Source organism: Dactylosporangium sp. NPDC000521 (assembly GCF_042898305.1).
Taxonomy (GTDB): domain Bacteria; phylum Actinomycetota; class Actinomycetes; order Mycobacteriales; family Micromonosporaceae; genus Dactylosporangium.
On record NZ_JBIAYW010000005.1, the window covers coordinates 140,375 to 165,861 of the forward strand.

Genomic DNA, 25,487 nt, shown 5'->3' on the forward strand with positions numbered 1-25,487 from the left:
CGCGGTGCTGGTGGCGTGCCCGAGCGGGCGGGACGCGGTGCTGGTGGCGTGCCCGAGCGGGCCGGTCGCGGTGCTGGTGGCGTGCCCGAGCGGGCCGGTCGCGGTGCTGAGGGGTGTGGTGCGGACGAGCGGGCCGGTCGGGTCCGGTCCCGGTAGCTCGCCGGGTTTGCGGGCGGCCACGGCGAGCCCGCCCGCGTCGTACACCAGACGCTCCACCGTCAAGGCGGGCATCCCGGCGATCGTCGCGGCCAGCCCCTCCTCGTCCGTGCCGAGGGCGGCGAGGAGCGCGGCGCGGTGCCACGGGTAGTTGGCGTGGGTGCGGACCCAGCCGTCGGCGGCGGGCCACAGCCGCGACAGCGGCGCGAACCCGTCGATGCCGCGCCCCTCGGGGTCCCGCAGCAGCGCCTCGGCGCGCACCGCCGCGGCGACGTGCCCGGTGTCGACGGAGACGGCAGGGCGGTGGCCGGTGCGCGCGTCGGCGAGGTCCGCGGCCGCATCCAGGCACATCGCCACGGCCTCCGTCGCGCATCCGGCGACGGCGAGGGGCGATGCCAGTACCAGAGGGACAGCGGGACCGGAGATCACGACGCTCACGGTCACCATTCTCGCTCGACACCACCGCACGGTCGGGTGGATGCTCACGGCACGATGGGTGCTCTCGACATGGTCGCCGCGCGGGTCGCCGGCGGCGCGACGGTGCAGTTCCGTCCCAGCGGGTCGTCGATGGTGCCGCTGGTGCGCAGCCGCCAGCTGGTGACGGTCAGCCCGGTCGACCCGGCGCTGGTCGAGGTCGGCGACATCGTTCTGGCGAAGGTGGCCGGCACGGTGTACCTGCACCTGGTGTCCGCCGTCGACACCACCGGCCGGCGGGTGCAGATCAGCAACAACCGCGGCTGGGTCAACGGCTGGACCGGCCACGCCAAGGTGTACGGCATCTGCGTCTCCGTCGACGGCGTCCCCCGCCCCCGCACCGCCGGCAAGTGTCTTTCCTGAGGTGTCTTTCCCGAAGTCGGACACGGGTTGTCAGGTTTTCCTGGCACCGTCCTGGACATGGAACAACCACTGAAAGGCAAGGTCGCACTGGTCGCCGGTGCGACGAGGGGCGCGGGCCGGCAGATCGCGGTGCAGCTCGGCGCGGCGGGCGCCACGGTGTACGCGACGGGACGCACCACCCGGCAGCAACCCTCCGAGATCGACCGGCCCGAGACGATCGAGGAGACCGCCGAGCTGGTGACCGCCGCCGGCGGCACCGGGATCGCCGTACAGGTCGACCACCTGGTGCCGGAGCAGGTGCGCGCGCTCGTCGCCCGCATCGACGCCGAGCAGGGCCGGCTCGACGTGCTCGTCAACGACATCTGGGGCGCCGAGAAGCTGTTCACCTGGGACAAGCCGCTGTGGGAGGACTCGCTCGACACCGGCCTGCACATCCTGCGCCTGGCGATCGACACGCACATCATCACCAGCTACCACGCCCTGCCCCTCCTCATCCGCAACCCGGGCGGCCTGGTCGTCGAGATGACGGACGGCACCCTCGCGTACAACCTGGACAACTACCGCGTCTCCTTCTTCTACGACCTGGCGAAGATGTCCGTCCTGCGGCTCGCGTTCGCCCAGTCCCACGAACTGCGTCCCCACGGCGCGACCGCGGTCGCCATCACCCCCGGCTGGCTGCGCTCGGAGCAGATGCTCGACCACTTCGGCGTCACCGAGTCCAACTGGCTCGACGCGACGGCCAAGGAGCCGCACTTCGTCATCTCGGAGTCCCCGGCGTACGTCGGCCGCGCCGTGGCCGCCCTCGCCGCCGACCCGGACGTCGCCCGATGGACGGGCCAGTCACTGTCCAGCGGGCAGCTGTCGCAGGTGTACGGCTTCACCGACCTCGACGGCAGCCGCCCCGACTGGTGGCGCTACTTCCGCGAGGTCCACGAGCCGGGCAAACCCGCCGACGCCACCGGCTACCGGTAGCACCTCCGCCCCGCACGCGGCGGACCAACTGCCGGCGGCCCGCCGCCCGGGGTGCGGTGGCCGGCGGCTGGCGGCCTGTTTGTGGTGGCCGTCCGTCGGCGGCCTGCCGTCTGGGGTTTGTGGTGGCTGGCCGCTGGCGGCCTGCCGTCTGGGGTTTGTGGTGGCCGGCCGCCGGTGGTCTGCCGTCTGGGGGTACGCGGTGACCGGCCGCCGGTGGAGTGGTGCCCGGGAGTCCGTCGTGTAGCCGGTGCCGCCCGTCCGGGGTTCTTGCCGAAGCACCGTGGGCCGGCGGCTCGTGGAGCGCTGCCCGGAGATCTACGGGACTGGCTGCCCGAGGGTCGGGGTGCGATCTCGTCCGCTCACCTGGCGAAGGTGGACCGTCTCGTCCGCTGCGGGCGCGACCTTGCAGGACTGGTCCGGCCTCCACCTCCCGCCGAAGAGGCGGTCGCCTCGTTGCGGAGAGGCGTTCACCTCGCGCCGGCGACGTGGGTGCCCTACGTCTGAGGCGCGGAGGCGGTCGGCTGCTCCGGCGACCGGTAGAGGGCCGCCATCCTGTCGGCGGCGCTTCGCATGAGGTCGCGTAACGGCTCGGGCTCGAGCACCTCGACGTCGGGTCCGAGCCGTAGCAGCTGTGTGTACGCCACAGCGATCGACTCCACGGGCAGGTCCACCACCACCCGTCCCTGCTCGTCCGGCGGGTGGTGGTGGGCCTCCCGCACCGCAAGGGCCTCCACCGCGTGCCGCAGCGTCCGCAGCCCGGCCGGCGTGAGCCTGATCGTGACCCGCTCGGCGAGGACCCGCCGCACGAACTCGTCGGCGCGCTCCGCCCAGAACGCGCCCAGGTCGAACTCCGCGTCCCGCGTGAACCCCGCCTCGTCGACGGTCAGCTCGGCGATCTTGTCCACCCGGTACACCCGCAGGTCGCCGGCCACGCGCCCGACGAGATACCACCCTCCGTTCTTGAGCACGAGCCCATACGGCTCCACGGTCCGCGCGACCACCTCCCGCCCGCCCGCCGCCCGCCGCCCGACGACCTCCCGCCCGACGACCTCCCCCCGCCCCGCCACCGTGTGGTCGTCGGGCCGCTCGTCCGAGTCGGGCCGCTCGTCCGAGTCGGGTCGGCTGCCCGAGTCGGGTCGGCTGCCCGGGTCCGGTCGGCCGGCGCGGCGCTCGTACTGGAGCTGGACGACCCGGTCGTCCCAGACGGCGCGGGCCAGGTCGGCCAGCCAGGGAGGTGGCTGCGCCGGGTCCTCGAACCAGCCGGGCACGTCCAGGTGGAACCGCTGCCGGGCGCGGCTCGACGCGTCGCGGATCGGGGCGGGCAGCGCCGCGGCCACCTTCAGCTCGGCGACGGCGAGCACGTCGCCGAGGCCCATGTCGCGGGCCGGGCCGGGCAGCCCCGACAGGAACAGCGCCTCCGCCTCGGCGCGGCTGAGACCGTTGAGCTTCGTGCGATACCCGTCGAGGAGCCGGTAGCCGCCGGCGCGGCCCTGCTCCGAATACACGGGAACGCCGGCCGCGGACAGGGCGAGCATGTCGCGGTAGATGGTGCGCTCGGAGACCTCCAGGGCCTCGGCCAGCTCAGCCGCGGTGACCGTGCCGCCGGCCTGGAGCAGCAGCACGAGCGAGATGAGCCGCGACGCGCGCATGGCCTACGCCGGGTCCTGATCCGGCGCGGTGGGCGGGTCGAGCGTGTCGACGATCCGCCGGATGTCCTCGGGAGAGGAGGAGCCGTCCAGCTCGACGACCACGTCACCGCGCCGGATCCGCACCCGCGGCGGCCGGGGGCGGGTCCCGCGCCACGTCACCACCGCCATCAGCAGCCCGCCGAGCGCGATCCCGTTGCTCACCAAGGCGTTGACGACCTCGAACGCTGCGCCCATCTCCCCGGGGCGCGGCGCCGACGGCGTCAGGCTCACCCGGACCGTGCGAATGATCTCGTCGTCGCGCAGCCACCGGTACAGCTGACGCAACGACTCCTCGTCGTCGACCTCAAGGCGAATCTCCACGACGGCACGGTACCGCGCGGGTACGACAATTTCGGCCGCCGCTTCGGCTCGGCTGCAGCGATTTGGTGAGGTGACGCTAAGCTTTTTCGGGTGAACGACGTGGAGCAGCACCCCGCCCGGCGCAACACCCGCCAGCGCGACGCCGTGATGACGCTGCTCAGCAACGTCGACGGGTTCCACAGCGCCCAGGAGCTGCACGTCATGCTCCGTGAACGCGGCGCCAACGTCGGCCTCACCACCGTCTACCGGACCCTGCAGCTGCTCGCCGAGACCAACGAGATCGATGTCATGCAGGTCCCGGGCAGTGACACCCGGTACCGGCGCTGCAGCGACCGCCATCACCATCACCTCGTGTGCCGCGGCTGCGGCCGCACCGTCGAGGTCCTCGGCCCCGCCGTCGAGCGCTGGGCGGACCGCATCGGTGAGGAGCACGGCTTCACCGACGTGAGCCACACGCTTGAGATCTTCGGCACGTGCGGACGCTGCGCGCGCTGAACTCTCCGTCCGCTACGCTGATGGGGCGCGAAGGGGAGTAGTCCTCCAACTGTGTGGTCGACATACTGGGGCGTTCGCGTCCCCGGCCACGCGGCCCGGTGTTCACGGTGTCGGCTCGTCCGGCGCTGTACAGGGCGGACGAGACCTTCGACTCAGGCTGAACAAGCCGGGTCGAGGTCGTCCGTGCCCTCCTCCCGGCCAACCCCGGGAAGGTTCTGCAACCACATGAGCGGTTTCCTCGCTGCCCTCGCCATCAGCTTCGGCGTCATCTTCGTCGCCGAGCTCGGCGACAAGTCGCAGCTGATGGCGCTGACGTTCGCCACCAGGTTCAAGACCGTTCCGGTCCTGATCGGCATCACGGTCGCCACGGCCCTGGTCCACCTGGTTTCCGTCGCCGTGGGGTACGGCCTGGGCGCCGCCCTCCCGACCGCCTGGATCTCCCTGGCAGCGGCGATCGCGTTCTTCGCTTTCGGCGCCTGGACGCTGCGCGGCGACTCCCTCACCGACGAGGAGCGTGACAAGGCCAACCAGCCCACCACCCGCTCCGCCATCTTCACCGTCGGCGTCGCGTTCTTCCTGGCCGAGCTCGGCGACAAGACCATGCTCGCCACCATCACCCTCGCCACCCAGCACGGCTGGTTCGGCACCTGGCTGGGCTCCACCGTCGGCATGGTCGCCGCCGACGCCCTCGCCATCCTCGCCGGCCGCCTCCTCGGCAAGCACCTTCCGGAACGCACCATCAAGTACGGCGCCGCCGCCCTGTTCGTCCTCTTCGGCGTCTGGCTGCTCATCGAAGCCCTCCGCGCCCTCTTGTAGCCGTAGACGCCTCCGCCCCCGTACGCCCAGCCGTCGCCGAATGGAAAGCGCCCTTGACTCGGGCGCGCGACGAGCTGCGCAGTGCGGGGGCGGACGCGTGCCACGGACCTGCCGAGGCGTTCGAATGGGTGGTGGGCAGCGAATCGTAGGCCCGGCCGATCGTGGTCGTCGAGGCCGGGAGGGTCGCCTTGTCCGCGTCCGCGATGCCAAGCCGACGCGGCGCCGCAGGAGCATGGCCCGGCGGTTGGACAAGTTCGCCCGACGGCGGGGCTGGGCGGCCCGGCACTGCGAAGGGGTGACTCGGCGGAGTGGGAAAGAGCGGCCCGGCGGCGTGGGAAGCGTTCTGGGCAGGGTGAGCTACGGAGTGCGGGGGGCACGTGTGCCGCGGACTCCGATGAGGCGCCAGCGGGGCGTTCGTGGATGGCGGGCAGCGAGTCGAGTCGCGGGCCTGGCCGGTCGGGGCGGGAGAGCCGTGTGCCCGTGGCCGGGATGTCAAGCGGCAGGAGGATCGCCCGGCGGCAGGGACAGAGTGGCCTGGCGCCGCAGCATGGTGACTCGGCGGTGTGGGCCGACCAGCCGGAGGCGCGGGGCGAACGGCCTGATGCGAAGGGAAGCGTGGCTCGGCGGCGTGGGAGGGGAGCCGGTGCGCGGCGAGTGGCCCGGCAATGCGGGGGCGAGCGGCCTGATGTGAAGGGAAACGTGGCTCGGTGGCGGAGGAGGGGGCTCGTCGCGGGGCGAGCGGCGCGGCGATGCGGGGGCGAGCGGGCTGGTGGGAGGGGAAGCGTGGTTCGGCGGTGTGGGAGGGGGGCTCGTCGCGGGGCGAGTGGCGCGGCAATGCGGGGGCGAGCGGGCTGGTGGGAGGGGAAGCGTGGTTCGGCGGTGTGGGAGGGGAGCTGGTGCGCGGCGAGTGGCGCGGCAATGCGGGGGCGAGCGGGCTGGTGTGAAGGGATACGTGGCTCGGCGGCGGAGGAGGGGGCTCGGCGCAGGGCGAGCGGCCCAACAACGCGGGGGACACGTGGCCTGGCGATGAGGAACGCGGCGCAGCGGCGTAGGGAGAAGCGGCGCGAGGAGCGGGCCTGGCGGCAACAACGAGCGGCAGCACAGCGGCGTGGAGTACGGCGGTGCGAGGTTGCGCGAGCTGTGGGCCCTGTCGCCAGAGCTGCCGCTCGATCTCGCCGGTCATTGGTCCGAACTCGGCGGCCAGGTCGACGCCGTACCGTTCGGGCGGCCCACACTACGACGCGCAGGTACGCCGGCACGGAGCCTGTTGACGGTCAAGGCGCCGGCCAGCGGGTCTTGGTCGGGCAGGTCCGGCCGAATCGGTGCCGGCCGGACCTGCCCGCGAAGTGAAAGGCTCCCGCGACGCGAAGGCTCTCGGGAAAGCGTCAGCGCCGCTTGGTCGGCTTGACGATGCGGTCGGTGCCGACCTTGTCGCGGAGGACCTCGGGGACGATGACCGAGCCGTCAGGCTGCTGGAACTGCTCGAGAATGGCCGGGAAGATGCGGCTGGTGGCCAGGGCCGAGCCGTTCAGCGTGTGGAGGAAGCGGTTGTTCTTCGAGCCCGGGACGCGGTAGCGGATGCCGGCGCGGCGGGCCTGGTAGTCGCCGGCCCAGGAGACCGAGGAGACCTCCTTGTACTTGCCGGTGCTCGGCATCCAGACCTCGATGTCGATCGTCTTGCGCATCGAGGCGCTGGAGTCGCCGGCGGCGAGCAGCGAGCGCCGGAAGTGCAGGCCGAGGGAGCTGACCAGGTCCTCCGCGTAGTCGACCATCTCCTCGAGGGTCTTCTCGCCGTCCTCGGGGGTGGTGAACTGGAAGATCTCGACCTTGTTGAACTGGTGGCCGCGGACCGTGCCGCGCTCGTCGGAGTGCGAGCCGGCCTTCTCGCTGCGGTAGCAGGGCGTGTACGCGTACGCCTTGTGCGGCAGGTCGGCGGTATCGAAGATCTCGTTCTGGTACGCGCCGAGGATCGCGGTCTCCGACGTCGGCAGCAGGAAGCGGCCGCGCTCGTCGTCGTCGGTGGCGATGTGGAACACGTCGTCGTAGAACTTCGGGAACTGGCCCGCGGCATAGCCCGCCGAGTGCAGCAGCAGGTGCGGCGGCAGCATGAACTGGTAGCCCGCGGCGAAGTGGCGGTCGATGAACCAGTTGACCAGGGCCCACTCCAGGCGGGCACCCCAGCCCGTGTAGATCCAGAAGCCGGAGCCGCCGAGCTTCACGCCGCGCTCGAAGTCGACGAGGCCCAGCTCGTTGGCGAGGGTGACGTGGTCGCGGACGTTGTCGATCTTCGGCGCCTCGCCGAAGACCTTGACGACGACATTCGCCTCCTTGCCGCCGGCCACGACGTCGTCGGCGGGCAGGTTGGGCAGCTCGCTCATCGCGGTGGTGAGCTGCTCCTGCACCGCCGCCAGGCGCTCCTCGAGCTCCTGCAACGCGGCCTTCGCGTCGCGGGTGGTCGGCTCGACCGCCTGGCCGGCCGCCTTCGCGGCGCCGAAGGCGCGAGCCTCCTCCTTGCGGCGGGCGCGCTCGGCGTCGATGTCGCCGATGAGCTCGCGGCGCTGCTTGTCCAGCTCGGCGATGGCACTCAGCGAGCGGGACACCTCAGACGGATCGAGCCTCTTGGACAGTGCGGCCTCGACGGAGGCCCGGTCCTTGCGAATCAACTCGATGTCGAGCATGGCTGCTGCGCACCTTTGCCTAGATTTTCTGGACGCTCAGGATGTTACCGGTTGGGTCCGACACAATTTCCGACCCGCCGCCGCGGTACACCCGCAACACCTCAAGTGAACGCTACTTGGCGCCACCTAGTACCGGAGCTATTATGTGACGCATGATAGCGACCGAGGACGGTGACCGGCAGACCCAGCTGCTCCGCGGCGCGCTCGACATGTGCCTGCTCGCGCTGCTGGCGAAGGAGCCCGCGCACGGCTACGACCTGGTCCGCCGGGTCGAGGCCGCCGGGTTCGAGGCGGTCGGCTACGGCACTGTCTATCCACTGCTCACCCGGATGCGCCGCCTCGGGCTGGTCGCCGACGAGCTGCAGCCGAGCCCGAGCGGGCCGCCCCGCAAGGTGTACGCCCTGACCGACGCCGGCACCGCGCGCCTGGACGCGTGGCGGCGGCAGTGGAGGCGGTTCGTCGACATCGTCGACGCCACCCTGACCGACCAGGTCACCAGCCCGGCGTCCGGGGACGCCGCCACCGGCACGCCGAGGAGCTGACGCCGTGGGCACCATCGACGACGCCATCGCGACCGCCGACCGCGCCTGGCGCGCGCACGGGGTGGGGCGCGCCGACCGTGTCAACCTCGCCGCGGACCTCAGGGCGGACCTCGCCGCCGCCGCGGAGGACGGGATCGGCCCCGACGTGCCCGGCTTCGCCCGCCGGCTCGCCGACGAGGCGGGCGTCCGGCGCGCCCCGCGGGAGTACCTCCGCTTCCTGCGGACCTCGATCATCGGGGCGCTGCTCGGTGGTGCCGTCGGGTTCGTGGTGCTGATGGTGGTGCATCCGCTGATGGTGTACCTGTTCGACCTGCCTCGATCGGTGAAGGTGCCGATCGCGCTCGCCGCCGGCGTCTTCTACGGCACCGTCGTGGCGCTCGCTGTCACGGGATCGGTCGTGGCGGTCCGGGTCGGGCTGCGCGACCTCCCGTACATGGGGAACACGGCGAAGGCGATGACCGTCCTCATTCCGGTCGCCGCGCTCGTGACCCCGCTCACGATGGGGTTCGCCCGGCTGACCGGCTACAGCACCAACTTCTTGGTCGTGGTCGCCGAGTGCGCCCTCATCCTCGCCGCCCACATGGGTGCGGTCCTGCTCGCCCGCCGCTGGGCGCTGCGCGAACCGCGAACATCGTTTGCGGTTTAAGCTTGTCACCATGGACACGATCTGGACCCGCCCCGACCGCGGGTCCCGGGGGCCTGTCCCGCAGCACAGCCGGGCCGAGATCGTCGCAGCGGCCGTGGTACTGGCTGACGCCGGCGGCCTGTCCGCGGTCTCGATGCGCGCCGTCGCCTCGGCCCTGTCCACGGGCGCCGGCTCGCTGTACCGCTACCTGTCGTCCCGCGACGACCTGCTCGACCTCATGTCCGACGCCGTCCTCGCCGAGCTCCCGCTGGACCGGCCGCTCACCGGCGACTGGCTCGAGGACCTGGTGGCGGTCGCGCGTGACCAGCTCATCCTGTACCGCCGCCACCCCTGGCTCACCGAAGCCGCCCGCCGCCAGGGCGCCCTCGGCCCCCGCGCCGTCGACTACTTCGAGCGCTGCATGGCCATCATGGCGCCGCTGCCCAGCGCCCCCAGCACGAAGATGGAGACGATGGCGGTCCTGACCGGCGTGGTCTCACTGTTCGCCCAGCCGGTGCCGAGCAACCCACCACCCGGCGACCCCGCGGCCGCGGAGCAGCAGCGGGTCGCCGCCGCCCACCTGTTCTCCCTGGTGGACCCGCAGTCGCATCCGCACCTGACGGCCGCGTTCACCGATGCTGCCCAGTCGCCACCGGCCGCCGACCTCTTCGAACGCACCGTCCGCAGCGTCCTGCGGGGCCTCCTCACTCCCTGATCCCCGGTCGGGATCGAGTGTCGAGCCCCGGCTTGACCGGACTGTCACGCCCAACTCCTCCGGATCGCGTTGGCTGCGCTGGTACCGCCCGGTCCAGCAATCGATTGTCCTCGCTTCCCCATGATCCCGTTCGATTCCGGTAGCCAGAACTACCAAGACCGTTCGGGATCATGAGAAGCGACCCCGGTGTCACCAGGGCCGGCATCGACTGTCTTCACTTTCGAGCCCGCGGCGGCGAGGAAGCACCGACTGCTGCCTTCGGCGGGCGAGGACGGCGGCCGAGGAGCAACACCGCACCCACGGCACGGACGGCGCCCACGCCACCATGGACGCGCGACCGTCGCCGTGGCGGAGGCGCCCACTGCACCACATAGGGAGTGCGATTGTCGGGGTGGGCCGAGGTCGGAGGCGGTGAGGCAGCGTCGATGGCGTAGTGCGGCAACGGCCTCTCGGGCGCGGTAGGGGCGGGCGCGGTGAACCCGGTGGCAGGGGCGGCGGGGATGGGTTGCGGATCGTGGCCGACTGGGCCGGCCGAGCGTCTGCGGGGGTGGGCAACCGGCGCGGCGGTGACGTGGCCCGTCCAGGCGGCGGTGGGGTGCCGGCCTGCCGCAGCGGCAGACGAGCCGGGGAGGTCGCAGAGCAGGTAGCGATGGAAGGCCCGTCGACGCCCCGGCCGGTGCGGCGAGGCTCTTGCACCGGGGCGAGGTTCAGTGGATGGGTGGTGGTTGTCGGGATGGCGGCGAGGTTGGAGGTGGGTGGGTAGCGTCGACGGCGCAGTGCAGCAGCGGCTTCTTGGACGCAGTAGGGGTGGCGGGCGCGGTGGCCCGCAACGCAACCGACAAGGCCACCCCTACGGCTATGGCAGGGGCGGCGGGCGCGGTGGCAGAGGCGGTGGCGGTGGCGTCGACGGCGCAGTGCAGCAACGGCCTAGTGGCGCGGTGGGGGTGGCGGGCGCGGTGGGCCCGCAACCGGCAAGGCCACCGCGGTGGTTGTGGCAGGGACGGTGGTGGGGCTGAGTGGGCTGCGGATCGTGGCCGACGGGGCAAGCCGAGCGTCCGCGGCTCGGGCAACCGGCGCGGGGCGATGTGGCCCACCCGGGCGACAGTGGGTGCTGGTCGCCCGCAGTGGCGGGCGAGTCGGGGCGGTCGCAGGGAAAGGAGCGATGGAAGGACCGTTGACGGCCCGACCCGGCCGGGCCTAGCGCAGCCCTGCCCTATGCGGTGAGGCCCGGCGCGGCCCAGTGCGGTGCGGCCCGGACCGGCGCGGCCCTGCCAAGCGCGGTGAGGCCCTGCCCACTGTGGCGCGGTCCAGTGCGGCCCGCCCTGTCTAGCGCGGCGCGGCCCGGTCCAGTGCGGCGCGTGCGCGGGGTGCGTTCAGTGGCGGTGGTGGGTGGGAGTTGAGGTCGGGGGTGGTGGGGGAGCGTCGATGGCCGCTGACGTAGGCAACCGGTGCGGGGCGATGTGGCCCGGACGGGCGGCGGTGGGGTGCTGGTCGCCCGCAGTGGCGGGCGAGTCGGGGCGGTCGCAGGGAAAGTAGCGATGGAAGGACCGTTGACGGCCCTGCCCGGCCTGCCTAGCGCGGCCCTGCCCAATGCGGTGAGGCCCGGCGCGGCCCAGTGCGGCCCGGACCGGCGCGGCCCTGCCAAGCGCGGTGAGGCCCTGCCCATTGTGGCGCGGTCCAGTGCGGCCCGCCCTGTCTAGCGCGGCGCGGCCCGGTCCAGTGCGGCGAGTGCGCGGGGTGGGTTCAGTGGCGGTGGTGGTCGTTGGGGTGGGGCTGAGGTCGGGGGTGGTGGGAGAGCGTCGATGGCCGCTGATGTAGGCAACCCGGCGCGGGGCGATGTGGCCCGGACGGGCGACAGTGGGTGCTGGTCGCCCGCAGTGGCGGGCGAGTCCGGGGCGGTCGCAGGGAAAGGAGCGATGGAAGGACCCCGTTGACGGCCCTGCCCGGCCCGGCCTGCCGAGCGCGGCCCTGCCCGGTGCGGTGAGGCCTTACCCAGTGCGGTCCAGTGCTGTCCGGACCGGCGCGGCCCTACCTAACGCGGTGTGGCCGGTCCTGCCCGGTGCGGTCCTGCCCGGTGTGGCGCGGTCCGGTGTGGCGCGGCCCCGGTGTGGCGCGGCCCCGGTGTGGCGCGGCCCGGAGTGGCGCGGGCGCAGCGCGATGGGGCCTGGCGCGGCCCTGCCCCGTGCGGTGAGGCCCTGCCCGTGCGGTGAGGCCCTGCCCCGTGCGGTGAGGCGCTGCCCCGTGCGGTGAGGCCCGGCGCGGTCCAGTGCGGCCCGGACCGATGCTGCCCTGCCTAGCGCGACGCTGCCCTGCCTAGCGCGGGCGCGGCCCTGCACAGGGCGGAGCGTGTGCGAGGTGGGTTCAGTGGCGGTGGTGGGTGGGGGTTGTCGGGGTGGGGGCCGAGGCCGGAGGTGGTGGGGGAGCGTCGACGGCGCAGTGCAGCAACGGCTTCTCCGGGGCGGCGGGCGCGGTGGCAGATGCGGTGGCGGCGGCAGGGGCGGTGGCGGGGTGGGGTGGGTTGCGGATCGTGGTGGCGGCGACCGCGGCGGCGGCGAGGCACAGGGCGGCGCAGATGAGGACGGCGGTGTGGAAGCCGGCGGAGAGGCGGGGCGGGTCCAGGTAGGCGGTGCCCGTGATGCCGGCCGCGGCGGGCAGGACGGCGACGGCGATCAGGCCGGCGGCACGGGCGACGTCGTTGTTCACCGCCGAGGCCATGCCGGCGTGGCTGGAGCGGGCGGAGGACAGGGCGGTGGACGTGAGCGGGGCGACGGTGGTGGCGAGGCCCAGGCCGAGGACGACGACGGCCGGCAGGACCGAGGTGACGTAGGAGCCGGACCCGTCGATCCGGGCGAACAGCGCCATGCCGAGCCCGACCACGACGGGGCCGGCGCTCATCTGCAGGCGCGGGCCGATGCGGCCGGCGAGCGCGCCGGAGCGGGCGGACAGCAGCAGCATGATGACGGTGACCGGCAGCAGGGAGACGCCGGCCTGCAGGGCGGAGTAGCCGGCGACCTGCTGGAGCTGGATCGGCAGCAGGAACAGGGCGCCGCCGATGGCGCCGTAGATGACGAACGTGACCACGTTGGTGGCGCTGAACTGCGGGGAGGCGAACAGGTCCAGCGGCAGCATCGGGTGGGCGGTGCGGCGCTCCCAGCAGACGAAGGCGCCGAGCAGCAGCGCGCCCCCGGCGAGGGCGGTGAGCACCAGTGGGCTGGTCCAGCCGAGGGAGTGGCCCTCGATCAGACCATAGGTGATGCCGATCAGGCCGAGCGTGACCAGCGCGCCGCCGGGCACGTCGACGCGGCCGGTGGCGGTGGTGTCGCGGGACTCGGGGACGTGGCGCCAGGTGAGCAGGACGACGGCGGCGGCGATCGGGACGTTGATCGCGAAGATCAGCCGCCAGGAGGCGGCGCCGACGAGCCAGCCGCCGAGGAACGGGCCGATCGCGGTGGCGACGCCGCCGAGGCCGGACCAGGCGCCGATGGCGCGGCTGCGGTCCTCGGGGCGGAACGACGCCTGCAGGATGGCGAGGCTGCCGGGGGTGAGCAGGGCCGCGCCGACGCCCTGCAGCGCGCGGGCGGCGATGAGGGCCGGCGCGTCGGGCGCGACGCCGCACAGGACGGACGCGACGGCGAACCAGACGACGCCGATGAGGAACATCTTCCGCCGGCCATACCGGTCGCCGAGCGCGCCCGCGATGAGCAGCAGCCCGGCGAGGGCGAGCGTGTAGGAGGTGACGACCCACTGCAACGTCTCGAGGTCGGTGTCGAACGAGCGACCGATCGCCGGCAGGGCGATGCCGACGACGGTCGCGTCGATCGCCGCGATGCCGGAGCCGAGGATCGTCGCGGTGAGGACCCAGCGCCCGGCCGCGGTGCCATAGGACAGCGTCGCCATGCCCCGAATCTAGTCGCGGGGTACGACGAAAAATCAGTGCCGGTAGCCGCGCACCTTCACCTTGAAGTTCATCGCCGGCCCCGGCGTCGGCGCGGTCTTCGTCACGAGGGTGTAGCCGGGCGGGTCGAGTGCGAGGTCCAGCCGGTGGAACAGCCGCGCCATCGACAGCGCCATCTGCACGTCGGCGAAGCTCTTGCCGAGGCACGTATGCGGCCCCCGCCCGTACGGCGAGTACGCGCCCGGCCGCAGGTGCTCCGACCGCGGCTTCTCGTACCGCTCGATGTCGAACGTCTCCGGCGAGGGGTAGTACTCCTCCATGAAGTGCGGCACGGTCGTGCCGAGGTAGACCATCTCGCCTTCCTTGATGGTGTACCCCGCGAACTCGAAGTCCCGCGTCGCGGTGCGGTTCAGCGCGACCGCGATCGGATAGAGCCGCATCGTCTCCATCAGCGCGTACCGGATCGACGGGATCTTGCGCAGGTCGTCGTCCGTGATCTCGCCGCCGGCGAAGAGCGCGTCGGCCTCCGCCTGGACGCGCGCGAGCACCGCAGGGTGCTTGAGGACCGAGTAGATGAAGGCCGCGGTCGTGTTCGCCACCGTGTCCAGCCCGGCGACGTACGGCCCGGTGAGGGCGAGCACCAGGTCGTTGGCCGGCAGGACGCCCTCGCGGTTGAGGTGCACGTCCATGAGGTCCTCGACCAGGTTGCGCTCCTGCGGAGACTTGCTGCCGGCGGTGGCGCGCAGGCCCGCGACCATCGCGTCGCTGAGCTCGAACACGCGGGCGCGGGCCCTCTTGTACCGCGGGTGCTTCAGCAGGACCTTCGGCCGCTGCCTGGTGACCAGGACGTTGAGCACGTACAGGGTCATGGTGCGGATGTCCGGCACGTACTCCAGCGGCGCGCTGCCCGTCAGGATCGTGCCGAGCTGGTCGGTGACCATGTACTGCAGGGCGTGCACGACCGGCACCGACTCGCCGGCCTTCCAGTCCCGCGCGAGGACCCGGTCGGTGATCTCGACGAGCTCGTTGCCGCGGCCCTTGATCGCGTCGCGGGAGTAGCCGCGGCGCATGATCTCCCGCAGCTCCTTGTGGCTCTCGCCGTCCTCGCCGAGGATCGTGCGGGTGCCGCCGTACTCGTCGAGGAAGCCCTGCCAGAACTCCTTGGACCGCAGGCATTCGCGGCCTTCCTTCGAGCCCATGAACTCGGCCGCCTCGGCGCCGGCGATGACCGTGCAGGACTTGTTGAACACCCTGATCTTGAAGACGGGGCCGTTCTCCCGGTACGCCTGGGCGAAGAACCGCGCGGGGTCCTTCGCCAGCTCCAGCACGTTGCCGACGACGAGCCGGCCCTTCGCCACGGGGATCGGGCGCGTGGCTGCCGGGGCGGTCTCGGTGACAGTCATCGAGCGTCGACCCTCCGTGGTTGTCGCAATGCGTCGCGGAAAATCGAAGCGATGCTATCCAAAGAGATCGACACGGTGAAGCCGGACGGTCACCTGCCATCATGGCGGGCATGCTGCTGCGGCGATGGACAGAAGGCGACGTCGAGGCGTTCTACGACATCTACTCGCGCTGGGAGGTGATGCGGCACCTGGGCGCGCACCCCCGCCGGGTGGTCGCGGACCGCGACGAGGCGCTCGTCAGGCTGGCCAGGTGGCGGGAGCGGGAGGACGGCCCCAGGGGTTGCTGGGCGATCGAGGTGGACGGTGTACCGGTGGGCACGATCCTCCTGGTGCCCCTCGCCGACTCGGACGAGGTCGAGATCGGCTGGCACCTGCACCCGGCGCACCACGGCAAGGGCCTCGCCACCCGCGGCGCCCGCGAGGTGCTGTCCCGCACGAGCGGCCGGGTCCTGGCGCTCACGGACGAGGACAACCTCGCCTCGCAGGCGGTCGCGAAGCGCCTCGGCATGACCGACGAGGGGCTGACCGACCGCTGGTTCGGCCTGACCGCCCGCCAGTTCGCCATCACGCTCGGCTGAGGAGCCATCACGCTCGGCTGAGGAGCCATCACGCTCGGCTGAGGAGCCATCACGCTCGGCTGAGGAGCTATCACGCACGGCTGAGGATCATGTGGGTCGCCGCGTCGGAGGCGACCATGCGCGTGCACGCGTAGCCGTCGGTGAGGCCGTCGGTGAAGAGCCGCTCGCCCCGCCCGAGCACGACCGGGATGATCGCCACGTGCAGCTGGTCGACCAGCCCGGCGCGCAGGTACTGCTGGACCGTCGAGACGCCGCCGCCGAGCCGCACGTCGAGCCCGCCGGCGGCCTCGGTGGCCCGCTCCAGGGCCGCCTCGATGCCGTCGGTGACGAAGTGGAAGACGGTGCCGCCCTCCATCGTGATGCTGGGCCGGGCGTGGTGGGTCAGGACGAAGACCGGGTGGTGGTAGGGCGGGTCGGCGCCCCACCAGCCCGACCAGGACCCGCCGGGGGACCAGGGCCCGCGGATCGGGCCGAACATGTTGCGCCCCATGATGGTCGCGCCGAGGCCGGTCTGGCCGGCGGCGACCATCTCGTCGTCGACGCCCTCGCTGCCGCCGTCGCGGCCGGTCATCTGCCGGCCGGTGCGGGTCTCGAAGAGCCAGTCGTGCAGCCGCTCCCCGCCGGCGCCGATCGGATCCTCGAGGCACTGGGCGGGCCCGGCGCCGTAACCGTCGACCGAGATGCAGAAGTTGTGCACACGGAGCATGGCGAGTCCCTTCGAAGACGATGTCGTCACCAGGTCGGAGCACGGCGGCCCGGATCGACATCATCAGCGAAAGCTAGGTTCCTAGGAAACTTGACACGCCGTGACGCGGACGACCAGCCACCCATGCGTTTTTGACAATCATTGTCAACTGCAGACAGGATGAGATCATGCTGCGTCGCGCCGTCCTCGCCGGTCTCACCGCCGGGTCCCTGTTGCTGAGCACCGCCGGCTGCGGCGGTGAGGAGGCCCCGAAGCGCGGCAGCGACGGCCGGTTGCGGATCGTGGCGGCGTTCTACCCGCTGCAGTACGTGTCGGAGCGGCTCGGCGAGGAGAACGCCGAGGTCACGAACCTCACCCAGGCCGGCGCGGAGCCGCACGACCTGGAGCTCAAGCCCAGCCAGCTGGCGCAGATCACCGACGCGAGCCTGGTGGTGTACCTGTCGGGCTTCCAGCCGTCCGTCGACGAGGCCGTCAAGCTGCAGGCGAAGGACAAGGCGTTCGACGTCGCGCCCGACCACGGCGACGACCCGCACGTCTGGCTCGACCCGGTCCGGTTCGCCGAGATCGCCGGGAAGCTCGCGGAGCGGCTCGCCACGCTCGACCCGGCCAACGCCGACGCGATCAGGATGCGGGCCGGCCAGCTGAAGGACGAGCTGCGCCGCCTCGACGAGGAGTACACGGCCGGGCTGCAGACGTGCGCGCGGCGGGACATCGTGACGAGCCACGCGGCGTTCGGGTATCTCGCGTCCCGGTACCACCTGACGCAGGTGCCGATCTCGGGCCTGGACCCGGAGGGGGAGCCGAGCCCGCAGCGGGTGTCGGAGGTCGCGGCCCTGGCGAAGGCGAAGGGCGTGACGACGATCTTCTTCGAGGCGCTGGTCAGTCCGAAGCTGTCGGAGACGGTGGCGAAGGAGATCGGCGCGAAGGCGGCGGTGCTCGACCCGATCGAGGGCGTCGAGGAGGGCAGCGACTACGTGTCGGTCATGGTGCGCAACCTCGCAGCGCTGCGCGAGGCGCTCGGATGCACCTGAGCCATATCCTTGGCCGGGTGCGTCGGCCCCCATTGCGCGTCCTGAGCATCCTGAGCACCGTCGTCCTGCTGGCGGGTTGCACGTCGACCGGCGCCGTTGACCTGGACCTGCCGCCGCAGCCGCTGGGTCCGGGCAACGTCGACGGCACGTCCGCCCCGGTCGCCGACCCGGTCTATCCGGGGTACGGCAACCCGTCGCTCGACGTGCTGCACTACGGGCTGGCGCTGACGTGGGCGCCGCAGACGAAGACGCTCACCGGGAAGGCGACGGTGAAGCTGCGGGTGCTGCGCGCCGAGCCGGCCTTGAAGCTCGACCTGAGCAGCCCGTACACGTTGAGCGCCACCAGCGTCGACGGGGTGGCGGCGCAGGGCCGGGTCGCCGGTGGGAAGCTGACCGTGGACCGGGCGCTGACCGCGGGCACCACGGTGACGCTGGTGGTGGAGTACCGGGGGACGCCGGCGCCGGTGCCGATGCCGTCGCACCGTGGTGACGCCGAGCCGCTGGGGCTGACGGTGACGGACGCGGGCGAGCTGTGGACGATGCAGGAGCCGTTCGGCGCGTCGACCTGGTACCCGTCGAACGACCAGCCGTCGGACAAGGCGCTGTACGACATCTCGATCACCGTCCCGGAGGGCTGGGAGGCGGTGGCGAGCGGCACGCCGGGGCCGGTGACGGGCAGCACGTACACGTACAAGGCGACGCAGCCGGTGGCGAGCTACCTGACGACGCTGGCGGTCGGGCAGGATTATCAGGTGGCGCGGCTGACCGGCCCGCGTGACCTGCCGATCTCGCTGTGGACGAGGCCGGGGAAGGACGACAGGTATCTGCCGGTGCTGCGCAAGGCGCCGGAGCAGCTGCGGTGGCTGGAGGCGCGGTTCGGGCAGTACCCGTTCCCGAGCGCGGGCGCGGTGATCGTGCCGTCGCGGTCGGCGATGGAGACGCAGCAGATGGTGACGATCGGCGGTGACGTGCTGTCGGCGGGCACGAACGTGTCGGCGCTGGACGGGATCATGCTGCACGAGTACGCGCACCAGTGGTTCGGCAACGCGGTCAGCCCGGCGGTGTGGAAGGACGTGTGGCTCAACGAGGGCTGGGCGACCTACGCGGAGGCGCTCTACACGGCGGAGCGCGACGGCTACGACATCGAGGACTGGGCGCGGCGGGCGCGCAGGAGCGACGCGGACGCGCGGCAGCGGCTGGGGCCGCCCGGCAGCCCGCGGGCGGACAGCTTCGCGGAGAGCAACGTGTACGTGTGTCCGGCGTTGATGCTGCATGAGCTGCACCGGGAGTTGGGTGACCCGGCGTTCTTCGCCCTGGCCAGGGCGTGGGTGTCGCAGCACGCGGGGACGGCGCAGGACCGGGCGGCGTTCACCGCGTTCGTGAACAAGCAGTCGGGCCGCGACTTCACGAAGCTGATCGACACCTGGCTGGACTCGCCGACGACCCCGGCGTAGCCGCTATTCGTGCAGGCCGCCCGCGACGACGTGGATGAACGCGGCCTGCACGTCGTCGGAGTTGAGGGCGGCGTCGACGTACGCGTCGATGGGTTTGAGGGCGGTCTTGAGCCGGTCGACGGACTCCTTCCTGCCCAGCACGACGACGCTGACCTTGACGGGCTTGTTCGGGTCCTGCAGGTCGGTGAGCTTCTGCACGAGGGCGTCGACGGCGGCGGTGTTGGCGCTGTCCTTGTTCTGGTCGTCGGTGAAGACGAGGACCTGGTTGAACATGTCGTCCTGGTAGTCGTCGCGGACCGACTGGTAGGCGGCGACGAGCGTGTCGAAGAGCCCGGGTCCGGTGCGGTGGGCGGCGAGCTTGCCGACCTGTTTCTCGAACGAGGCGCGGGAGGTGTCGTCGAGGCGGTCGGTCGGCATGAGTTTGCGGTAGCCGGGGCTGCCGGGGCTGACCTCCCACAGGCCGAGGCGGGACCCGACGGGCATGAGGCCGGACAGGACGAGGCAGCCGTTGCGGAGCACCTCGATCGGCTGGGTGACCTGCTTGCCGGGTGGTGGTGAGGTGGGTGGGCTGCTGCTGCCGTTGCTGGCGAGGTCGACGACGATGAGCAGGTTGCTGCGCCGGTCCTCGGGGTCCCAGGTGGCGAAGATGTGCTGCACGTGGTGCGGCTGGAGGACCTCGAACGGTTTGGCGGTCGGTTCGGGCAGGACGTTGGCGCCGTCGAAGATGGGCCGGAGGTTGTCGGGGCCGCGCAGGCCGGCTTCGGCGATGGCGCGGCTGCCTTCGGCGCTGGTGAACGCGGCGTAGAGGCGGCGCAGCGCGGCGGCCTTCTTCGGGTTGGCGGCGGCGGCCGCGGACGGCAGCCACGTGTAGCGCAGCAGCGCCGTGTGGTCGCTGCCCACGATGTACCGGCGGTCGGTCTTCGCCAGCCGGAGGGTGGCCAGCAGCGCGTATTCGGGGATGAGCCCGACCTCGCCGGGGGCTTCGGGGACGGCGGCGAGGTCGTGGTTGACGGTGCGGGTGACGGTGAGGACGTTGGTGAGCACGAGCGAGGACGCGTCCATGCCCTTCTCCAGCCACACGGCCTCGCCGACGGCGCCGGCGCCGACCATGCCGTCGCCGGACATGGCGGGGTTGCGCACGACCATCCTGACGCCGGAGTTCTTGGTGTTGAGCAGGCCGGACAGGGCGAGCCAGCTGCCGCCGCCGGCGTTGATGCGGTCGCCGGTGGCGGGGTCGGTGACCATGTAGATGGGGCTGGACGCGAGGGTGGCGTAGGCGTTGAGGGTGTCCTTCTTCGCCAGGAACTGCGGTGGCGCGATCATGTCCCAGGATGCGTCGTCGGGGATCCAGAGGTCGGCGCGGCTCTGGGTGAGCTGCCCGGCGGCGGGCCGGCCGTCGGTGCTGGTGGTGTCGACGAGGACGCAGTCGTCGCCGCCGCGCAGGGTGCGGCCGGCGGCGGAGACCACGGTCGCGAACGACGACGCGGTGACGACGTGCAGGGTGGTGGGGCAGCCGCCCTCGGCGCCCTCGGCGCTGTTGTTGCGCAGCACGTACCAGCCGGCGCCGGCGACGAGTCCGACGGCGAGGAGGAGCACGAGCCCGCGCAGCAGGGTGCCGATGAGGCCGGTGCCGCCTATGTGTTTGCCCATCGTTGGCAACCATCCGCGAGGTCGTTGGGGGTGGAACCGCGGAAAGTATGCCATTGAGCAAGGATGATTCCGGTCCCGGTCGACCGTCCGGACGTGACCCTGAGCCGTTCAGCCAGGGTGCCCGTCCGGACGGGCGATCGGGTGGCGTTCAGCTTCGTGGCGCGACGGTGCCGAGGACGCCGGTGCTCGGGGCCCAGTCGGCGGAGACGATGGTGGCGCTGCGGCCGGCGAGGAGGTTGATCCTGGCGAGGGCCTGGGCGTTGGTGGGTGCGGTGGGGTCGATCGGGGGCGGGACCGCGGAGGCGTCGGTCATGACGAGCAGGTAGTGGTTGGTGTTGTACCAGGTGGTGTCGATGGACCCGTTGAGGTAGGTGCTGGCGCTGCCGTCGAAGATCACGAACCAGGGGCGGATGTTGGTCTCGCTGTAGCGGGTGCGCGGGTCGCCGGCGGCGGCGTCGAGGACGGACGGGAAGGCCTGGGCCCGGGCGAGGTTCCCGGCGGCGTTGAGGTCGCGCAGGTGGCGGCCGTATTCGACGTCGGTGTCGAGGTTGTCGAACGGGTTGCCGCGTTCGAACGTGCCGGGGATGATCTCGAGCATGACCTTGCCGGCGAGGGCGGCGCGGGCCGGCCAGTTGTCGGCCTTCGCGGCGGCGTCGAGGGTGGCGTAGGAGCCCTTCAGGTCGGCGGGCTTGAACACCTTGGTGCCGAGCTTGCCGGCGACGAGGGTGTCGAAGTCGGCGGGGCCGAGCCCGTACCGGCTGTCGAACCCGGCCTTGAGCTCGATCTTCAGGTGCAGCGGCTGGTGGCCGGGGTGGGCGTCGCTCCAGATGCGGATGTCGTCGAGGCAGGCGCCGAACTGCTGGTCGCGGGCGCCGGTGCGCAGCTGGGCGGCGGTGGTCGCGGCGGTGCAGTTGTTGCTGGTGCCGAAGAGCTCGTGGTTGACCCGCCAGCGGCGGGTGGCGGTGTCGACCCAGATGTCGAACTCGAGCAGGGACACGCCGGTGTCGAGGGCGTCGGCGAGGTAGGCGTACTTCGCCTTGTCGTAGGTGTTGTGCACGCCGACGGCGGTGGTGTGGGAGAGCTTGAGGGCGTCGGTCGGGCCGGCGGCGTGGGCTGCGGCGGGGCTGACGAGGGCGGCGGCGACGACCGTCGGGAGTGTGACGGTGGTCAATGACTTCCAGCGCATGCGGGGCACGATATCCATCGATGGAGTCCGGATGGAACCGGCGATGTGAACAGCTGCCGAACGATCATCCACTGTGGACTAGGTGAACGCCGCCTGAACAGCGGATATACGGCAGAAGCCTTGCGGAACCGGGGCACAATCACGGGCGTGAGAAGGACCGGATGGCTCATCGTCCTCGTGGTGCTGTTCGTCGTCGCCGGCGCCTCGATCGGCCACGTCCTCGGCCGCGACGCCGCCCCCCGCGAGCTCACCGGGGTGATCGGCTCGGAGAAGGCCGGCTTCTTCGCCGACCCCGAGGTCAAGGCCGCCCTCGGCAAGCACGGCTTCCGGCTGCGCCTCGACCCGGCCGGCTCCCGCCGGATGGCCGGCATGCCGCTGTCCGGCTACGACTTCGCGTTCCCCGGCAGCGCCCCGGCGGCCGCGGAGATCGCCCGGCACCGCCGGCCCGCCGGCCCCGCCGTCACGGTGTTCAGCTCGCCTCTCGCCGTCGCCGGCACCAGCCCGATCGTCGACCTGCTGCAGACCGCGGGCCTCGCCCGGCGCGCCGGCGGCGGGCACTGGACCCTGGACATGAAGGCGCTCGTCGCGGCGAACCAGCGGCAGCTGCGCTGGGACCAGATCCCCGGCAACGTCACGTTCCAGGTCAAGCAGGCGGTCCTCGTCGCCACCACCCGGCCCGACGACTCGAACTCCGCCGCGCTCTACGCCGCGATCCTCAACCAGGTCACCGGCGGGGACCTCAACGCGGTCACCAAGCTCTTCGCCGACCAGGGCGCGGTCGACACCACCACCGAGGAGCCGTTCGAGAGCTGGCTGGCCCGCGGCACCGACTTCGCGCCGCTGGTGCTCGTCTACGAGGCCCAGTTCCTGGACCGCGGCAAGGGCGGCAACCGCGTCCTGCTCTACCCGCAACCGACGATCGTCAGCGACCACACGGTGGTGCCGTTCACCGCCGCCGGCGCCGAGCTGGCGAAGCTGCTGCAGACGGACCCGCAGCTGCAGCGCCTCGCCGCCGCGCACGGGTTCCGCACCGCCGGCGCGCCCCTCGCGCCCGGCGCGGCCGCCCTCGGCGGCCCCGACATCCTCCCGTCCCCGGACGAAACCACCCTGCAAGCGCTGCTCGCCGCGCTGGAAGAGAGACTCACATGAGGAAGCTCCTGGCAGCCCTGGCCGTCACCGCCGTGCTCGCTGCCCTTGCCGCCTGCACGGACACGCCGCAGGCCGCGAAGGGGGAGCCGCCGTTCCTCAAGGGCGACGGCACGCTGCGGGTCCTGGCCGGCAGCGAGCTCGCCGACCTGCAGCCGATCCTCGACGAGGCGGCCGCGGCGACCGGTGTCACCGTCAAGCTGACCGCCACCGGCACCCTCGACGGCGTCGAGTCGGTCGTCCAGGGCGGCGCCGCGAAGCAGTACGACGCCACCTGGTTCGCCAGCAACCGCTACCTGCAGCTGCACCCGGACGCCGCGTCCCGCACCGGCACCGCCACGAAGATCGCGACCTCGCCCGTGGTGCTCGGCCTGCGCCGCTCCGTCGCGGAGCAGCTCGGCTGGACCCGGACGAGGCCGACCTGGAGCGAGATCGCGGTCGCCGCGGGGGAGCGCCGCTTCACGTACGGGATGACCAACCCCGCCGCGTCCAACTCCGGCTTCGCCGCCCTGGTCGGGGTCGCCGCCGCGATCGCCGGCACCGGCGCCGCGCTCACCGCCGACCAGATCGGGCCGATCACCCCCAGGCTGCGGGCGTTCTTCGCCGGGCAGAGCCTCACCGCCGGCTCGTCCGGCTGGCTCATGGACGCCTACCTGCGCGCCGCCGCGGACGGACGGCCCGTCGACGGTCTCGTCAACTACGAGTCGGTGATCCTGTCGCTGAACGCGTCCGGGAAGCTCACCGACCCCCTCACCGTCGTCTACCCGGCCGACGGGGTCGTCACCGCCGACTACCCGCTGACGCTGCTGTCCGGTGCGTCGGAGCAGGCCCGCACCAACTACGCGGCGGTGGCGGACTACCTGCGCCGGCCGTCGGTCCAGCGGCAGATCATGCTCAAGACGTGGCGCCGCCCGGCGCTGCCCGACCCGTCGCTCACCCTGGACGCCGCGTTCGGGCCGAAGAGCGGCAACCTGCCGGAGCTGCCGTTCCCCGGCAAGCTCGACGCCGCCGACGCGCTCATCGGCGCGTTCGGCGACTCGCTGCGCCGCCCCGCCCGCACCATCTACGTGCTGGACCTGTCCGGGTCGATGAAGGGTGAGCGGCTGCAGGGGCTCAAGACCGCGCTGACCGGGCTCACCGGCGCCGACACGAGCCTGTCCGGGCAGTTCAGCCGGTTCAACGGCCGCGAACAGGTGATCCTGCTGCCGTTCAGCACCCGCCCCGGCGCCCCGACGACGTTCGACCTGCCGGAGGCCGGGTTCGAGCCGACCCTCGCGCAGATCCGCACCCACGTCGGCACCCTCAAGGCCGACGGTGACACCGCCATCTACGACGCGCTGCTCGCCGCGTACGGCATGGTCGGTGCCGGCGGCGACGACCGGGTCACGTCGATCGTGCTGCTCACCGACGGCGCCCGCACCGCCGGCGCCGACCTCGCCGCGTTCCGGGCGAAGGTGCCGCAGCTGCCGCGGGTGCCGGTGTTCACCGTCCTGTTCGGCGAGAGCAACACCGGCGAGATGACCGAGGTCAGCAACCTCACCGGCGGCCGCACCTTCGACGCCCGGGCGACCGGCGCCCTCGCCGGCGCGTTCAAGGAGATCCGGGGATACCAGTAACGAACTGTTCAAACCGCGGCAGTGGTGAAACGTCGGGCGAGAGGGTACATCCATGGCATGGCTGACCTCTCGCTCGACGACTACCTGGTCGAGGACGACGACGATGACGACCCGGTGCTGCTGCGCAAGGACGGGCAGCCGGTCGACACGTGGCGGGAGGAGTACCCGTACGACGAGCGGATGACCCGCGACGAGTACGACCGCACCAAGCGCCTGCTGCAGATCGAGCTGCTGAAGCTGCAGTACACGCTGAAGGCCCGCGGTGACCGGCTCGTCATCCTCTTCGAGGGCCGCGACGCCGCCGGCAAGGGCGGCACCATCAAACGGTTCATGGAGCACCTCAACCCGCGCGGCGCCCGCGTCGTCGCCCTGGAGAAGCCCAGCGAACGCGAGTCGACGCAGTGGTACTTCCAGCGGTACGTGCAGCACCTTCCGGCCGCCGGCGAGTTCGTGCTGTTCGACCGGTCCTGGTACAACCGGGCCGGCGTCGAGCGGGTCATGGGCTTCTGCAGCCGCGCCGAGTACCTGGAGTTCATGCGGGAGGCGCCGGAGCTGGAGCGGATGCTCGTGCGGTCCGGGATCAACCTCGTCAAGTTCTGGTTCTCCGTGTCGCGCAACGAGCAGCGGACCCGGTTCCTGATCCGGCAGGTCGACCCGGTCCGGCAGTGGAAGCTGTCGCCGATGGACCTCGCCTCCCTCGACAAGTGGGACGACTACACGGAGGCGAAGGAGGCGATGTTCTTCTACACCGACACCGCCGACGCCCCGTGGACCGTGGTCAAGTCCAACGACAAGAAACGCGCCCGGATCGAGGCGATGCGGCACGTGCTGAGCCGCTTCGACTACGACGGCAAGGACTTCGACCTGGTCCGCAACCCCGACCCGTTGATCATCGGCCCGGCCGCGCTCGCCGACGAACCCACGGACGACGCACCCCGGCTGTAGCGGTCTAGCTTGTGCCGTGGTTTGTCCCTAGG

General features: G+C 72.0%; 21 protein-coding genes and 1 pseudogene. 13 read left to right on the forward strand and 9 right to left on the reverse strand.

Annotation, left to right across the window (positions count from 1 at the left end):
- Positions 1-594, reverse strand: a pseudogene (locus ACFY3L_RS18625) (hypothetical protein); the annotation flags it as partial.
- A 54-nt stretch (positions 595-648) separates the two neighbouring features.
- Between ACFY3L_RS18625 and ACFY3L_RS18630 the strand changes: the two are divergent.
- Together ACFY3L_RS18630 and ACFY3L_RS18635 are read left to right on the forward strand one after the other, a co-directional pair.
- Positions 649-993, forward strand: a complete 345-nt coding sequence (locus ACFY3L_RS18630; protein ID WP_389324948.1) for a hypothetical protein — start codon at positions 649-651, stop codon at positions 991-993.
- A 57-nt stretch (positions 994-1,050) separates the two neighbouring features.
- Positions 1,051-1,965: an SDR family oxidoreductase gene (locus tag ACFY3L_RS18635; RefSeq protein ID WP_389324951.1), complete on the forward strand. Its 915-nt coding sequence runs from the start codon at positions 1,051-1,053 to the stop codon at positions 1,963-1,965.
- Between the two features lie 494 nt (positions 1,966-2,459).
- Here ACFY3L_RS18635 and ACFY3L_RS18640 read toward each other — a convergent pair whose 3' ends face one another.
- Together ACFY3L_RS18640 and ACFY3L_RS18645 are read right to left on the reverse strand one after the other, a co-directional pair.
- Positions 2,460-3,614: a helix-turn-helix transcriptional regulator gene (locus tag ACFY3L_RS18640; protein WP_389324955.1), complete on the reverse strand. Its 1,155-nt coding sequence runs from the start codon at positions 3,612-3,614 to the stop codon at positions 2,460-2,462.
- 3 nt (positions 3,615-3,617) lie between these two features.
- Positions 3,618-3,974 (reverse strand): hypothetical protein, encoded by a 357-nt coding sequence (locus ACFY3L_RS18645; protein ID WP_389324958.1) that lies wholly within the window; start codon positions 3,972-3,974, stop codon positions 3,618-3,620.
- Positions 3,975-4,064: 90 nt separating this feature from the next.
- Here ACFY3L_RS18645 and ACFY3L_RS18650 point away from each other — a divergent pair, with 90 nt between their 5' ends.
- Both ACFY3L_RS18650 and ACFY3L_RS18655 read left to right on the forward strand, forming a co-directional pair.
- Positions 4,065-4,469, forward strand: a complete 405-nt coding sequence (locus tag ACFY3L_RS18650; RefSeq protein WP_033358852.1) for a transcriptional repressor — start codon at positions 4,065-4,067, stop codon at positions 4,467-4,469.
- A gap of 225 nt (positions 4,470-4,694) precedes the next feature.
- Positions 4,695-5,285 (forward strand): TMEM165/GDT1 family protein, encoded by a 591-nt coding sequence (locus tag ACFY3L_RS18655; protein ID WP_389324961.1) that lies wholly within the window; start codon positions 4,695-4,697, stop codon positions 5,283-5,285.
- Between the two features lie 1,385 nt (positions 5,286-6,670).
- On the opposite strand, the gene serS is transcribed toward ACFY3L_RS18655, so the two are convergent.
- On the reverse strand, positions 6,671-7,963 hold the full coding sequence (serS, locus tag ACFY3L_RS18660; protein WP_389324964.1) for a serine--tRNA ligase: 1,293 nt from the start codon (positions 7,961-7,963) through the stop codon (positions 6,671-6,673).
- A 152-nt stretch (positions 7,964-8,115) separates the two neighbouring features.
- Between serS and ACFY3L_RS18665 the strand changes: the two genes are divergently transcribed.
- The 3 genes from ACFY3L_RS18665 to ACFY3L_RS18675 are packed head-to-tail and all read left to right on the forward strand — an operon-like array spanning position 8,116 to position 9,845.
- Complete coding sequence (locus tag ACFY3L_RS18665; protein WP_389324967.1) at positions 8,116-8,505, forward strand: PadR family transcriptional regulator; 390 nt, start codon at positions 8,116-8,118, stop codon at positions 8,503-8,505.
- 4 nt (positions 8,506-8,509) lie between these two features.
- Complete coding sequence (locus ACFY3L_RS18670) at positions 8,510-9,151, forward strand: hypothetical protein (protein ID WP_389324970.1); 642 nt, start codon at positions 8,510-8,512, stop codon at positions 9,149-9,151.
- 10 nt (positions 9,152-9,161) lie between these two features.
- Positions 9,162-9,845: a TetR/AcrR family transcriptional regulator gene (locus tag ACFY3L_RS18675; RefSeq protein WP_389324973.1), complete on the forward strand. Its 684-nt coding sequence runs from the start codon at positions 9,162-9,164 to the stop codon at positions 9,843-9,845.
- A gap of 2,361 nt (positions 9,846-12,206) precedes the next feature.
- Here ACFY3L_RS18675 and ACFY3L_RS18680 read toward each other — a convergent pair.
- Positions 12,207-13,742: a DHA2 family efflux MFS transporter permease subunit gene (locus ACFY3L_RS18680; RefSeq protein WP_389324975.1), complete on the reverse strand. Its 1,536-nt coding sequence runs from the start codon at positions 13,740-13,742 to the stop codon at positions 12,207-12,209.
- Between the two features lie 33 nt (positions 13,743-13,775).
- On the reverse strand, positions 13,776-15,143 hold the full coding sequence (locus ACFY3L_RS18685; protein WP_389324978.1) for a cytochrome P450: 1,368 nt from the start codon (positions 15,141-15,143) through the stop codon (positions 13,776-13,778).
- A gap of 110 nt (positions 15,144-15,253) precedes the next feature.
- On the opposite strand from ACFY3L_RS18685, the gene ACFY3L_RS18690 reads away from it, so the two are divergent.
- Positions 15,254-15,721 carry a GNAT family N-acetyltransferase gene (locus ACFY3L_RS18690; RefSeq protein ID WP_389324981.1) on the forward strand — a complete coding sequence of 156 codons (468 nt, stop codon included), beginning with the start codon at positions 15,254-15,256 and terminating at the stop codon, positions 15,719-15,721.
- A 70-nt stretch (positions 15,722-15,791) separates the two neighbouring features.
- Here the strand turns inward: ACFY3L_RS18690 and ACFY3L_RS18695 are convergent, their stop codons facing one another.
- Positions 15,792-16,427, reverse strand: coding sequence for a dihydrofolate reductase family protein (locus ACFY3L_RS18695; RefSeq protein ID WP_389324984.1), 636 nt, complete (start codon positions 16,425-16,427; stop codon positions 15,792-15,794).
- Positions 16,428-16,594: 167 nt separating this feature from the next.
- Here ACFY3L_RS18695 and ACFY3L_RS18700 point away from each other — a divergent pair, with 167 nt between their 5' ends.
- Together ACFY3L_RS18700 and ACFY3L_RS18705 are read left to right on the forward strand one after the other, a co-directional pair.
- Positions 16,595-17,458, forward strand: a complete 864-nt coding sequence (locus tag ACFY3L_RS18700; protein ID WP_389324987.1) for a metal ABC transporter substrate-binding protein — start codon at positions 16,595-16,597, stop codon at positions 17,456-17,458.
- 17 nt (positions 17,459-17,475) lie between these two features.
- A complete protein-coding gene (locus ACFY3L_RS18705; RefSeq protein WP_389324990.1) occupies positions 17,476-18,912 on the forward strand; it encodes a M1 family metallopeptidase in 1,437 nt (478 codons plus the stop codon).
- 3 nt (positions 18,913-18,915) lie between these two features.
- Here the strand turns inward: ACFY3L_RS18705 and ACFY3L_RS18710 are convergent, their stop codons facing one another.
- Positions 18,916-20,562, reverse strand: coding sequence for a substrate-binding domain-containing protein (locus ACFY3L_RS18710; RefSeq protein WP_389324993.1), 1,647 nt, complete (start codon positions 20,560-20,562; stop codon positions 18,916-18,918).
- 148 nt (positions 20,563-20,710) lie between these two features.
- The gene (locus ACFY3L_RS18715) at positions 20,711-21,748 is read right to left on the reverse strand and encodes a phosphatidylinositol-specific phospholipase C domain-containing protein (RefSeq protein WP_389324996.1); all 1,038 of its coding nucleotides are present in this window, start codon (positions 21,746-21,748) and stop codon (positions 20,711-20,713) included.
- A 147-nt stretch (positions 21,749-21,895) separates the two neighbouring features.
- On the opposite strand from ACFY3L_RS18715, the gene ACFY3L_RS18720 reads away from it, so the two are divergent.
- From ACFY3L_RS18720 to ppk2, 3 genes are read left to right on the forward strand one after another with little or no spacing between them, the layout of a single operon-like run.
- Positions 21,896-22,897 (forward strand): hypothetical protein, encoded by a 1,002-nt coding sequence (locus ACFY3L_RS18720; RefSeq protein WP_389324999.1) that lies wholly within the window; start codon positions 21,896-21,898, stop codon positions 22,895-22,897.
- Entirely contained in the window at positions 22,894-24,510 is a 1,617-nt protein-coding gene (locus tag ACFY3L_RS18725) for a VWA domain-containing protein (protein ID WP_389325002.1), read from the forward strand. The genes ACFY3L_RS18720 and ACFY3L_RS18725 overlap by 4 nt, the downstream gene beginning before the upstream one ends.
- Positions 24,511-24,567: 57 nt before the next feature.
- Positions 24,568-25,455 (forward strand): polyphosphate kinase 2, encoded by an 888-nt coding sequence (gene ppk2 / locus ACFY3L_RS18730; RefSeq protein WP_389325005.1) that lies wholly within the window; start codon positions 24,568-24,570, stop codon positions 25,453-25,455.
- Positions 25,456-25,487 lie beyond the last annotated feature (32 nt).

What these genes read in the sequence shown, in the direction of transcription:
- serS (WP_389324964.1), bottom strand. Translation starts at nt 7,963, where the DNA reads ATGCTCGACATCGAGTTGATTCGCAAGGACCGGGCCTCCGTCGAGGCC.
- ACFY3L_RS18715 (WP_389324996.1), bottom strand. Translation starts at nt 21,748, where the DNA reads ATGCGCTGGAAGTCATTGACCACCGTCACACTCCCGACGGTCGTCGCC.
- ppk2 (WP_389325005.1), top strand. Translation starts at nt 24,568, where the DNA reads ATGGCTGACCTCTCGCTCGACGACTACCTGGTCGAGGACGACGACGAT.
- ACFY3L_RS18655 (WP_389324961.1), top strand. Translation starts at nt 4,695, where the DNA reads ATGAGCGGTTTCCTCGCTGCCCTCGCCATCAGCTTCGGCGTCATCTTC.
- ACFY3L_RS18690 (WP_389324981.1), top strand. Translation starts at nt 15,254, where the DNA reads ATGCTGCTGCGGCGATGGACAGAAGGCGACGTCGAGGCGTTCTACGAC.
- ACFY3L_RS18630 (WP_389324948.1), top strand. Translation starts at nt 649, where the DNA reads ATGGGTGCTCTCGACATGGTCGCCGCGCGGGTCGCCGGCGGCGCGACG.
- ACFY3L_RS18700 (WP_389324987.1), top strand. Translation starts at nt 16,595, where the DNA reads ATGCTGCGTCGCGCCGTCCTCGCCGGTCTCACCGCCGGGTCCCTGTTG.
- ACFY3L_RS18635 (WP_389324951.1), top strand. Translation starts at nt 1,051, where the DNA reads ATGGAACAACCACTGAAAGGCAAGGTCGCACTGGTCGCCGGTGCGACG.
- ACFY3L_RS18640 (WP_389324955.1), bottom strand. Translation starts at nt 3,614, where the DNA reads ATGCGCGCGTCGCGGCTCATCTCGCTCGTGCTGCTGCTCCAGGCCGGC.
- ACFY3L_RS18665 (WP_389324967.1), top strand. Translation starts at nt 8,116, where the DNA reads ATGATAGCGACCGAGGACGGTGACCGGCAGACCCAGCTGCTCCGCGGC.
- ACFY3L_RS18725 (WP_389325002.1), top strand. Translation starts at nt 22,894, where the DNA reads ATGAGGAAGCTCCTGGCAGCCCTGGCCGTCACCGCCGTGCTCGCTGCC.
- ACFY3L_RS18680 (WP_389324975.1), bottom strand. Translation starts at nt 13,742, where the DNA reads ATGGCGACGCTGTCCTATGGCACCGCGGCCGGGCGCTGGGTCCTCACC.
- ACFY3L_RS18695 (WP_389324984.1), bottom strand. Translation starts at nt 16,427, where the DNA reads ATGCTCCGTGTGCACAACTTCTGCATCTCGGTCGACGGTTACGGCGCC.
- ACFY3L_RS18710 (WP_389324993.1), bottom strand. Translation starts at nt 20,562, where the DNA reads ATGGGCAAACACATAGGCGGCACCGGCCTCATCGGCACCCTGCTGCGC.
- ACFY3L_RS18675 (WP_389324973.1), top strand. Translation starts at nt 9,162, where the DNA reads ATGGACACGATCTGGACCCGCCCCGACCGCGGGTCCCGGGGGCCTGTC.
- ACFY3L_RS18685 (WP_389324978.1), bottom strand. Translation starts at nt 15,143, where the DNA reads ATGACTGTCACCGAGACCGCCCCGGCAGCCACGCGCCCGATCCCCGTG.